Origin of the sequence: Burkholderia sp. Ac-20384 (genome assembly GCF_017104605.1) — a bacterium.
Lineage (GTDB): Bacteria > Pseudomonadota > Gammaproteobacteria > Burkholderiales > Burkholderiaceae > Burkholderia > Burkholderia lata.
Genome location: NZ_JAAGPE010000314.1, coordinates 1 through 10,211, shown reverse-complemented (window position 1 = coordinate 10,211; position 10,211 = coordinate 1). Strand labels below are relative to the sequence as shown.

The following is a 10,211-nucleotide window of genomic DNA, read 5'->3' as shown; positions in this document are numbered from 1 at the left end:
AGCGGATGCAGTGTTTCGACATGTCGCTGCGGTTACTGTTATTCCCGTAAGCCGTCAAGCAGGCGGAGGGGACGAAGGTGCGAGGCGGCGGAGGGCGTTCGGCAACGTGGGAGTCTAGGCCGCGGCGAGGGCGGTGGTCGGGGCAACGGCGGCCACGGCAAGGGGGGGGGCGGCGGGCGAGGTGGGGGTCGTGGCGGCGGCGGTGGGGGGGGGCAGGGGGACGGCGGCCACGGGAATGGTGGCGGCGGCGGTGCGGGGAACGGTGGTGGCCACGGCGACGGCGATGGCGGCGGTCATGGCAACGGCGGACACGGCAATGGTGGCGGCGGCGGTCACGGCAACGGTGGTGGCCATGGCGACGGCGATGGCGGCGGTCATGGCAACGGCGGACACGGCAATGGTGACGGCGGCGGCCACGGCAATGGCGACGGCGGCGGTCACGGCAACGGCGGCCATGGCAATGGCAATGGCGACGGTGGCTCGGGTAACGGCGGCGGCCACGGCAATGGCGGTGGCAACGGCAATGGAAACGGCAGTGGCGGCGCCGGCAATGGCGGGGCCAACGGTGTCGGCAACGGCCATGGCACCGGGAACGGCAACGGCGGCGGTCACGGCAACGGCGGATCGTCCGGAGCCAACCACTGACCCGCTGCGTTGCCCGGCCGGGTGTCGTCAGAGCATCTCGAGCGCGCGCTTGCTGCGTGGCGGACGGAAGTACGCGTCAAGCTGCGCGCGCTCGTCATCGCTGAACACGAAATCGAGCGCGGCGCGGTTGTCGCGCACGTGTTCGAGCCGCGACGCCTTCGGGATCGCGAAAACCCCCGGCTGCGCGAGCACCCACGCGAGCGCGACGCGCATCACCGACACCCCGCGCTGCCGCGCGATCTCGTCGAGCGGCGAGCGCTTCGGCAGTCGCCCGTGATCGACCGGGCTGTACGCCATCGCCGGCATCCGGTGCTCGGCAAGCCACGGCAGCAAGTCGAACTCCGGGCCGCGCCGCGCGATGTTGTAGAGGATCTGGTTGGTCGCGCACGCGCCGCCACCGGCTTCATCGACGAGCTCGGTCATGTCGGCCGTATCGAAGTTGCTGACGCCCCAGTGACGGATCTTGCCCGCGCGCTGCAGCGCTTCGAAGCCTTCGATCGTCTCCTCGAGCGGCACCGAGCCACGCCAGTGCAGCAAGTACAGGTCGAGGCGATCGGTCCGCAGGCGCTTGAGGCTCGCATCGCATGCGGCGACGACGCCGCGCCGGCTCGCATGGTGCGGATAGACCTTGCTGACGAGGAACACGTCGTCGCGCAGGCCCGCGAGCGCCTCGCCGACCAGTTCCTCGGTCGCGCCGTCGCCGTACATCTCGGCCGTATCGACCAGTGTCATCCCGAGCGCGATGCCTTCGCGCAGCGCGGCGATCTCGTCTGCGCGCCGGGCCGGCCGTTCGCCCATTTCCCACGTGCCCAGGCCAAGCTTCGGAATCGTCTCGCCGTCCGGCAGGACGACCGTGGCGATCGTGTCTGTCATGCGTTCCTCGTTGCGGATTCGTGGCCGCGCACCGCGGCCCAGCCATGAAATACGACGCATCAGTGTAGTCAATCGGCGCGCAATTCACCTATTGCACGGCAAAAACCGGCTATAACGGCGCCACGTGATGACTTAGAATGGCCGCAATCAGATCGATACCCACTCCATGAAGGCATCCACGGACGACCGCTGGCAGGACCTGCGCCCCGACCCCGACAACGACACGCCGCTCTACCTGCAGCTCGCCCGCAAGCTCGGCGACGCGATCCACGACAATCGCTGGACAGCCGGCGAGGCATTGCCCTCCGAGCGCGTGCTGTCCGATGCGCTCGGCGTATCGCGCATCACCGCACGCAAGGCGATCGCGCTGCTCGTCGAACAAGGCCTGATTCGCCGCACGCAGGGCGCCGGCAATTTCATCCAGCCGCGCTACGAAGATCCGCTGTCGCGGCTGTCAAGCTTCAGCGAAATGCTCGAACGGCGCGGCTTCAAGCCGAGTTCGCAATGGCTCGCGCGCGAGATCCAGCCGGCAAACCGTGACGAAGTGATCCAGCTCGGGCTGTCGCCCGCCGCATCGGTCACGCGCCTGAAGCGTCTGCGCCTCGCCGACGGGATCGTGATGGCCGTCGAGAATTCGACGTTTCCCGCGACGCTGATCCCCGATCCGCAGGCGATCGGCGGTTCGCTGTACAGCTATCTCGAAGCACGCGGCACGCCGATCGTGCGCGCGCTGCAGCATTTCCGCGCGGTCAACGCGACCGACGAGATCGCCGAGCAGATGGGCATCGCACCGCACGACGCGCTGCTGCTGATCACACGAATCGGCTATACGTCGGACCAGCGCGCGATCGAACTGACCGATACCTACTGCCGCAACGACTACTACGACTTCGTCGTCGAACTGCGCAAGTAACGCCAGACGCGCCGCCGGCGCTCACAGCCAGCGCGCATCGTCGGTGCCGAGCGGCACGGGCGGACGCGCAAGCGACGGCGGTGTGGCCGACAACCGCTCGGCCGGCCGCACCGCATCGAGCGTGCCGAATGGCGACGCGATGCGTTCGATCCGGTCGCACACGTCGGTGCGCGCGAAATCGGGAGCCTGCAGCCCGTCCGGCACGATGCCGAACGACTGCAGCCAGCGTCCCGTCTGCGCGAGCGACAGCCGCACGTGCCAGCTTCCCCCTTCGCGCGCCCGGCGTGCGAGCGCGATCATCGCGCCGAACGCCGCGAGATAACCCGTTGCGTGATCGAGCGCCTGGCACGGCAGGTGGCGCGGCCCGTCTGCGTGCGCGGCCTGCTGCTCCTGCCACGCGATCCCGCTCGCCGACTGTACGAGGCTGTCGAAGCCGCGCCGCTGCGCCCACGGCCCCACGTGCCCGTACGCGGATATCGACACGCACACGATGCCGGGCCGCCGCGTCGCCAGCGCTTGCGGCGCGAAACCGCGCGCCGCGAGCGCACCGGGCCGGTACGACTGCAGGAACACATCCGCATCGCGTGCGAGCGCGTGCAGCGCATCGACGCCCGCCGCATCGCGCAGGTCGATCCACGTCGAACGCTTGCCACGCCCGTTGTCGATCACGAGCGGCGCGATGTTCGGCAGGTGCGGGCCGTTGACGAGCAGCGTCTGCGCGCCATGCGATGCCAGCGTGCGGCCCACGACCGGCCCCGCGATGATGCGCGTGAGATCGAGCACGCGCACACCCGTGAGCGGCTGCCCGGCGTCGCCTCGACCGATCGGCTCGACCGGCGCATCGCCGATCCGCTCGATCTCGAACAGCGGCAGCGACGCGATCGCGCGCGCCTGCTCGAGCGACGCCCACTCGTCAGGTGTTCTGATCAACGCGGCGCACAGCCCGGCCTCGGCCAGCACGGTATCGAGTGCCGCGCCGTCCCGCGCGCGGATCGCCGTGGCGACATCGTCCCGCTGCGCACCGCAGCCGAGTACGTCGAGAATGCCGTTCAGGTGATGCGGGAAGTTCGCGTGCAACTGGATCCAGCGTCCGTCGCCCGTCTCGAAGAAGCCCGTCACCGGATGACGCAACTCCGGCGGCGGGCCATCGTCCACGCGCAGATAGCGTTCACTGCGGAACGCGACGAGTGCATCGCGCACCGACACGTCGACGGATTGCGTGACACCCGTGCGAAGCCGATGGCATTCCGCCGCCGCGAGCCCGGCTGCCGCGATCGTCGCCGCGGCCAGCGTGCCGACCCGGAAGGTCGACGGCAGCGTCGGGTCCTGCCCGGTCACGGTCGCACGGGCCAGCGCGTCGGGGTCACCGTGTGCGAGCCGCCACAGATGCGTCAACGCGTGTTCGGGTGTCATGGCGGAATCGGCGGTGGGGAAGACAAGATCGAGTCTAGGATTCGCGACAGCGGCGAGCAATCCTGATCGCACGAATCAGCGCATCGCGCGCGGTCGTCTCCCCGGTGCCCCGGCGGAAGCGGCCGACGTCACCTCCTCCAGCGCGCAGCTAGCCTGCCGGCATCCTCGATACCGGCGTGCCCCCTGCACATGTGAACTGCGAACTGCTGCGCTCACTACCGGGTCGCGCAACCAGGCACCGCTGCCATCACGCGGACAAAGTGCGGCTGCTCGCACGCTGCCGTGCCAATGCGAAACGCTCGCACGGCAGCGTCGAACGTTCGCACGACCCGGACGTACTGAAGCCGGACTCGCGGATCACGCAGATCACCGCACGACCGCACTACCGGCTGGATCACGCCTGCGCTCGAACAATGCGCGGACGGAGAACTGATCCGGCCCCGGGCATGCTACGTCGGCAGCGATACGGGCGCATGACGCCGGCCGTCGCGCCACGCGACGAGCGGCTTCCACCACGCCTGCGCGGCGCGCCTCGCCGGCACCTCGAGCGGGCCGAACGCGAACGTCGCACTGTGCGACCCCGCGCTGACCCAGACGCGCATGCCCGGCATCAGCATCAGCGAATCCCCGACGCCGAGCCAGTGATCGTCGCGCCGCCCCTCGATCGTCACCCAGACCTCACCGTCGGCCACCTCCAGCGAGGTGCGATCGACGATCCGCCACCGACCGGCCGGCTCATCGCCATCGATCACATAAAGTCGCAGTTCGCGCATGGCAGCCTCCTGGTCGCACGGGTCCGATGGCATCAGTATTTCGGACAGTGGCAGCACACGGACAGATACGGATGCAGACACTTTTGGCTGAACTGTACTGGTCGTTCGACGGGGACGGGCACCCGTCGGCCCGACTGCGCACCGCCCTTGCGCCGAACCTGCACGGCGCAATGGCTTTCCCTACAATGTCGGCTGTCCCGCGCCACCATCCCGCCCCCATGTTCCAGCGCCCGCCCGCCGCCGCTCCCGGCGAAAAGAACCTCACCGTGATGCTCTGGCTCGTCGCAACGGGCTTCTTCATGCAGACACTCGATTCGACGATCGTGAACACGGCGCTGCCGTCGATGGCCGCGAGCCTCGGCGAATCGCCGCTGCGCATGCAGTCGGTCGTGATCGCGTACTCGCTGACGATGGCGGTGATGATCCCCGTATCGGGCTGGCTCGCCGATACCTTCGGCACGCGGCGCGTGTTCTTCAGCGCGATCCTGGTGTTCTCGCTCGGCTCGCTGCTGTGCGCCAACGCGCATACGCTGACGCAGCTCGTCGCGTTCCGCGTCGTGCAGGGCGTCGGCGGCGCGATGCTGCTGCCGGTCGGGCGGCTCGCGGTGCTGCGCACCTTCCCGGCCGAACGCTACCTGCCCGCGCTATCGTTCGTCGCGATTCCCGGCCTGATCGGCCCGCTGATCGGGCCGACGCTCGGCGGCTGGCTCGTGAAGATCGCGTCGTGGCACTGGATCTTCCTGATCAACGTGCCGGTCGGCGTCGCGGGCTGCATCGCGACCTTCTATTCGATGCCCGATTCGCGCAACCCGGCCGTCGGCCGTTTCGACCTGAAGGGCTATCTGCTGCTGACGATCGGTATGGTCGCGATCTCGCTGTCGCTCGACGGGCTCGCCGATCTCGGGATGCAGCACGCGGCCGTGCTCGTGCTGCTGATCCTGAGCCTCGCGTGCTTCGTCGCGTACGGGCTGTATGCGGTGCGCGCGCCGCAACCGATCTTCTCGCTCGAACTGTTCCGGATCCACACGTTCAGCGTCGGGCTGCTCGGCAACCTGTTCGCGCGGATCGGCAGCGGCGCGATGCCGTACCTGATCCCGCTGCTGCTGCAGGTGAGTCTCGGCTACTCGGCGTTCGAGGCCGGGCTGATGATGCTGCCGGTGGCGGCCGCCGGGATGTTCTCGAAGCGGATCATCACGCGCCTGATCACGCGGCACGGCTACCGCAAGGTGCTGCTCGCGAACACGATCATGGTCGGCGTGATGATGGCGAGCTTCGCGCTGATGCGCGACACGGTGCCCGTCTGGGTGAAAGTCGTGCATCTCGCGCTGTTCGGCGGCTTCAACTCGATGCAGTTCACCGCGATGAACACGCTGACGCTGAAGGATCTCGGCACGGGCGGCGCGAGCAGCGGCAACAGCCTGTTCTCACTCGTGCAGATGCTGTCGATGAGCCTCGGCGTCACGGTGGCGGGCGCGCTGCTCGCGACCTTCACGGGCATGCTGCGCACCGTGACGCCGAGCAACACGCTGCCGGCGTTCCATGCGACCTTCATCTGCGTCGGGATCATCACGGCCGCTTCCGCGTGGATCTTCGCGCAGCTCGCGCCCGAGATCCGCAGCACCGCGCGCAAGACCGACCCGTCCGAGCGCGCATGACGCGCAACACGTAGCACGCGCCGAACCGGGTCGGCGCGCACCATTGCGGTGCGGCGAGGCCCCGCGATGCGCATCTGAAACACCGGCAATGCCCGCGGCTCGGCCGCGACGCGCCGCCGCACGGGGTACGATGCCGTGCACGCTTCTTGCTCGCCTATTCTCTAGGTAAACTGGCAGTCTTCCTTCGGCCGACATCATGAGCATGATCGAAATCGATCCCCCCGGCTTTCAGCCGCCCCGCCCCGTCGCCGGCGACGACGGGAACCGGCGCACCGTGCTGTACGGCGGCTACACCGTGTTCAGCGTGTTCCAGCCCGTTTTCTCGGTGTCGCACCGCCGCGCGATCGGCTATCACGCGTCGCTGCGTGCGCACGACGAGGAAAGCCGGCAGGTGGCGTCGCACGAGGTGTTCACGCAGGCGGCGCGGCGCGGCGACCTGCTCGAGCTCGGCCGGCTCGCCGAATCGCTGCATCTCGGCAACTTCCACGCGTTCGACAGCCATGACGAATGGCTCTTCCTGAGCCTGCATCCGGCCGCGCTGATGGATACCGTCTACAGCGACGCGATGCTCGCGAACCTGAAGGCGCTCGGGCTGCCGCCGCATCGCGTCGTGCTCGAAGTGCCCGAACAGGCGGGCGGCGAGACGCCGCGCTACGCGGCGATCGTCGACGGGCTGCGCAAGGCCGGCTTCCTGATCGCACTGGTCGGGTTCGGCGCGAAGCATTCGAACATCGACCGCGTGTGGCACCTGCACCCCGACATCGTCACGCTCGACCCGGGCATCCTCGCGCAGGCGAGCGAGCACTCACATCTCGAACGCGTGCTGCCGGGGCTCGTGTCGCTGCTGCACGAATCCGGGCAGCTCGTGCTGATGGGCGGGCTCGCGACCGAGCGCGACGCGCTGATCGCGCTCGAGTGCGACGTCGATTTCGTGCAGGGCCAGTACTTCGCGGGGCCGAGCGTCGAACCGGTGCAGCCGCAGGCCGCCGCGGGCTGCATGGATACGCTGTCTGCCGCGTTGCGGCTGCGCGTCGCGGAACGCGAGCGCACCCAGGCGGAACGAGTCGCACCGTACGTCGCGGCGCTCGAGGAAGCGAGCCGCAAGCTCGGCGCGGGCGAGCCGCTCACCGACGCGGCGGCCGTCGTACTCGGGCTGCCCGAGACCGCGCGCTGCTTCCTGCTCGACGCATCGGGCCGCCAGATCGGCGACAACGTGCTCGCACGCGGCAGCGTCTCGCAGCGCGCCAAGCGCTTCCGGCCGCTGCTGCACTCCGAAGGCGCGAGCTGGGAACGCCGCCCGTACTTCATTGATGCGATGCGCGCGCCGGGCCGCGTGCACCTGACGCCGCCCTACCTGTCGATCAACGAGGCGCACCTGTGCGTGACCGCGTCGATCGCCGCGCCGGTCGCGACCGGCATGCAGGTGCTCTGCGTCGACATCAACTGGGAAGCGGCACTCAACCGCGAATGAGCGCGCCGCCGCGCCGCGCTACTTATGCGGCGGCGGCCTTGCGCACGATCAACCGGTGCACGCGCTTGCCGGACGAGGCGCTGACGACCTCGTGCTCGTCGATCACCTGCATGCCGGCGCCAAGCGCCGCCCGCATCCGCGCCGAATCAAGCGGCGTATAGAGGCGGCCGCGCTCGTCGCGCAACGTGCCGTTTCCGGCCACCCGCCAGCTCATGTACAACGTGCCGCCCGGCATCAGGAGTTCGGCCAGCCGCGTGGCGGCGGCCGCCGCGTCCGCCTGCTCGAGATGCATGACGACCGTTTCGCACAGCACGTTGCGAAACGCGCCGGACGGCACGCCGGCCAGCGCCGGCAGCGTGGCCAGCTCGAAGGTGAGATCCGGATGGCGGCGCCGCGCCTCGTCGAGCAGCGCGGTGCTCGCGTCGTAGCCGCGCACGTCGAAACCGCGCGACGCGAGCCAGGCCGTATCGCGCCCGGCTCCGCAGCCGACATCAGCGGTCGGCCCCGGCGAGAAATGCTGCTCCAGCAGCGCGTACATGTCGTCGGGCGCAGCCTGGTCGAGCCAGTCCTGCGCGTATTGCGCAGCATGGGCGTCGTAGGCATCGAGAGTCGGGCGATCCACCATGGTGACGGCTCCGCATAGGCGTCGTATGACGCACCCCGCATCTTAGCCGTTGCGCCCCCGGTGCGGCACCTCGCGCGACGGGCTGCCAGCCCCTACGCGGCCCGCACGTCGCCCGCGCGCGGCACCTGAGCGGTCAGCTCGGCCCACAGCGCATCGCCGCGCCAGGCCGGGCGCGCCGCCGCGCGTTCCGCGTCGTGCACGAGCGCACACAGTCGTGCATTGACAGGCGCCTGCCCGCCAAAGTGCGCGGCCAGCCGCACGACCTCGCCGTTGATCCACTCGACTTCCGTCGCCCGCCCCGCCGCGAGATCGTCGGACATCGACGAACGCGCGAGCGGATCGATCGCGAGCATCCGGCCGCCGAGCACGCGAAACACCGGATCGGGCAAGTCGAGCACGGCCGGGATCCACCCGGCCGGCAACGGCGTCAGCCGCGCGGGCCGGATCGCGGCCCGCGCCAGCCAATGCAGCGCTTCGCGCTGCGCAAGCGCAACACAGCGCCGGTACGCGCGTTGTGCGAGTTCGTCGCGCAGCGGCAGGTTCGCGAGCGCGTTGACCGCGTTGTTCAGGTTGAGCAGCAGCTTCGCCCATTGCACGGCCGGCATGTCGCGATGCAGCGCGAGCGGCAACCCGGCGCGCGCGAATGCACCGGCGAACGGCTGCAGCGTGGGGGACGCTTCGGCCGCCAGCGCACCGGCCGAGCCCTGGTGAAACGCACCGGGCTCGCGCTCGATCACGTTGAACGGCACCATGCCGGCCAGCACGGTCGCTTGTGGCAGCGCTTCGCGCAGCACGTCGGCGTTGTGCAGGCCGTTCTGGAAGCTGATCACGACCGTGCCGGGCCGCAGCACGCCGGCAAGCTGCGCCGCGGCCTCACGCGTCGCCGCCGATTTCACCGCCACGAGCACGAGCCGCGCGGCTGCCGCAGCCGCCGGATCGGTCTCGAATACGACATCGGCCGGTGCGAGAGTCGCGCGATAGCCGCGCTGGTCGGTCAGCGTCAGCCCGTGCCGATGAATCGCGTCGCCGATCCGTGCGCGGCCGACGAGTGTCACATTCGCGCCCGCCGCCGCGAGCCTTCCGCCGAGATAGCAGCCGACGGCGCCCGCGCCGAACACGCAGACCGGTGCGTCAGACATGCGAATGCGCGCCGCCGTGCACGGGGCCAGCCCGCCGTTCGACTTCGCGGCGCACGTCGCCGCGCAGCCCCGCGAAGAACGCGACCTCGGCCACGACGAACAGCGGCCCGACCATCAGGCCGACCAGATCGTCGACGAATGCGGGCTTGCGCCCTTCGAACCAGTGCCCGACGAACTGCACGATCCAGCCGACGACGAACGCGCCGATGCCGATCGCGAGCCATTGGGCGGTCGGCAGCAACGCGAGCGCCTGCGCAGCCCACAGGCTCAGCGCGAACAGCACGGTCATCATGATCCCGAACCGCAGGTCGAGGCGCAGGTAGAACAGTGCGAACACGACGGCCAACAGCAGCGCCGGCGACAGCGCGACGCCGGCCGTCATGCCGAGCGCCGGCCGCGACAGCAGCACCTCGACCGCGAATACGATCATCGGAATCCCGACCAGGTGCGTCGCGATGTTGCGCACGTCGCGATGGTAGGCCGCATACTGGGCAAGATGGTCTTCGAGCGTCTTCATCGCGTCTCCTGGTCGGTGGTTGAGCGCTATGATGCGCGTCACGCCCGAGAACCTCTGTCAGCTACCCGACATCGCGTGCCCATGCCCTCTTCGCTCGCCCCGTACCTGCCGCAGATCGAAGCGAACCCGTGGTTCGCCGCGCTGCCGCCCGCGTTGCGCGCGGACCTGCTTGCCCGCGCGGCGCTGC

Annotated in this window: 10 protein-coding genes and 1 pseudogene; 4 read left to right on the top strand and 7 right to left on the bottom strand. The window is 69.6% G+C overall.

Features of this window, described 5'->3' with window-relative positions; all coding sequences use genetic code 11:
- Positions 1-114: 114 nt before the first annotated feature.
- Both G3O00_RS35340 and G3O00_RS35335 read right to left on the bottom strand, forming a co-directional pair.
- The gene (locus G3O00_RS35340) at positions 115-612 is read right to left on the bottom strand and encodes a hypothetical protein (protein WP_206145761.1); all 498 of its coding nucleotides are present in this window, start codon (positions 610-612) and stop codon (positions 115-117) included.
- A 60-nt stretch (positions 613-672) separates the two neighbouring features.
- Complete coding sequence (locus G3O00_RS35335; protein ID WP_206145760.1) at positions 673-1,518, bottom strand: aldo/keto reductase; 846 nt, start codon at positions 1,516-1,518, stop codon at positions 673-675.
- A gap of 166 nt (positions 1,519-1,684) precedes the next feature.
- Between G3O00_RS35335 and G3O00_RS35330 the strand changes: the two genes are divergently transcribed.
- On the top strand, positions 1,685-2,431 hold the full coding sequence (locus G3O00_RS35330) for a GntR family transcriptional regulator (RefSeq protein ID WP_011352976.1): 747 nt from the start codon (positions 1,685-1,687) through the stop codon (positions 2,429-2,431).
- Between the two features lie 21 nt (positions 2,432-2,452).
- Here the strand turns inward: G3O00_RS35330 and G3O00_RS35325 are convergent, their stop codons facing one another.
- Positions 2,453-3,844, bottom strand: a complete 1,392-nt coding sequence (locus tag G3O00_RS35325) for a CoA transferase (RefSeq protein ID WP_206145759.1) — start codon at positions 3,842-3,844, stop codon at positions 2,453-2,455.
- 449 nt (positions 3,845-4,293) lie between these two features.
- A complete protein-coding gene (locus tag G3O00_RS35320) occupies positions 4,294-4,617 on the bottom strand; it encodes a DUF2917 domain-containing protein (protein WP_206145758.1) in 324 nt (107 codons plus the stop codon).
- 218 nt (positions 4,618-4,835) lie between these two features.
- On the opposite strand from G3O00_RS35320, the gene mdtD reads away from it, so the two are divergent.
- On the top strand, positions 4,836-6,272 hold the full coding sequence (mdtD, locus tag G3O00_RS35315; RefSeq protein WP_041492932.1) for a multidrug transporter subunit MdtD: 1,437 nt from the start codon (positions 4,836-4,838) through the stop codon (positions 6,270-6,272).
- A 196-nt stretch (positions 6,273-6,468) separates the two neighbouring features.
- Positions 6,469-7,743, top strand: coding sequence for an EAL domain-containing protein (locus tag G3O00_RS35310; protein ID WP_174931626.1), 1,275 nt, complete (start codon positions 6,469-6,471; stop codon positions 7,741-7,743).
- Positions 7,744-7,765: 22 nt separating this feature from the next.
- On the opposite strand, the gene G3O00_RS35305 is transcribed toward G3O00_RS35310, so the two are convergent.
- The 3 genes from G3O00_RS35305 to G3O00_RS35295 form a co-directional block, all read right to left on the bottom strand.
- Positions 7,766-8,368: a class I SAM-dependent methyltransferase gene (locus tag G3O00_RS35305; protein WP_206145757.1), complete on the bottom strand. Its 603-nt coding sequence runs from the start codon at positions 8,366-8,368 to the stop codon at positions 7,766-7,768.
- Between the two features lie 92 nt (positions 8,369-8,460).
- Entirely contained in the window at positions 8,461-9,507 is a 1,047-nt protein-coding gene (locus G3O00_RS35300) for a 2-dehydropantoate 2-reductase (protein WP_206145756.1), read from the bottom strand.
- Positions 9,500-10,024, bottom strand: coding sequence for an Mpo1-like protein (locus tag G3O00_RS35295; RefSeq protein WP_206145755.1), 525 nt, complete (start codon positions 10,022-10,024; stop codon positions 9,500-9,502). The genes G3O00_RS35300 and G3O00_RS35295 overlap by 8 nt, the downstream gene beginning before the upstream one ends.
- 81 nt (positions 10,025-10,105) lie before the next feature.
- On the opposite strand from G3O00_RS35295, the pseudogene G3O00_RS43625 reads away from it, so the two are divergent.
- Positions 10,106-10,211: pseudogene (locus G3O00_RS43625) on the top strand (Crp/Fnr family transcriptional regulator); the annotation flags it as partial.

Bases quoted from the DNA above. Each gene is read 5' to 3' on its own strand.
- G3O00_RS35335 (WP_206145760.1), bottom strand. From the start codon at position 1,518: ATGACAGACACGATCGCCACGGTCGTCCTGCCGGACGGCGAGACGATT.
- G3O00_RS35330 (WP_011352976.1), top strand. From the start codon at position 1,685: ATGAAGGCATCCACGGACGACCGCTGGCAGGACCTGCGCCCCGACCCC.
- G3O00_RS35325 (WP_206145759.1), bottom strand. From the start codon at position 3,844: ATGACACCCGAACACGCGTTGACGCATCTGTGGCGGCTCGCACACGGT.
- G3O00_RS35320 (WP_206145758.1), bottom strand. From the start codon at position 4,617: ATGCGCGAACTGCGACTTTATGTGATCGATGGCGATGAGCCGGCCGGT.
- mdtD (WP_041492932.1), top strand. From the start codon at position 4,836: ATGTTCCAGCGCCCGCCCGCCGCCGCTCCCGGCGAAAAGAACCTCACC.
- G3O00_RS35310 (WP_174931626.1), top strand. From the start codon at position 6,469: ATGAGCATGATCGAAATCGATCCCCCCGGCTTTCAGCCGCCCCGCCCC.
- G3O00_RS35305 (WP_206145757.1), bottom strand. From the start codon at position 8,368: ATGGTGGATCGCCCGACTCTCGATGCCTACGACGCCCATGCTGCGCAA.
- G3O00_RS35300 (WP_206145756.1), bottom strand. From the start codon at position 9,507: ATGTCTGACGCACCGGTCTGCGTGTTCGGCGCGGGCGCCGTCGGCTGC.
- G3O00_RS35295 (WP_206145755.1), bottom strand. From the start codon at position 10,024: ATGAAGACGCTCGAAGACCATCTTGCCCAGTATGCGGCCTACCATCGC.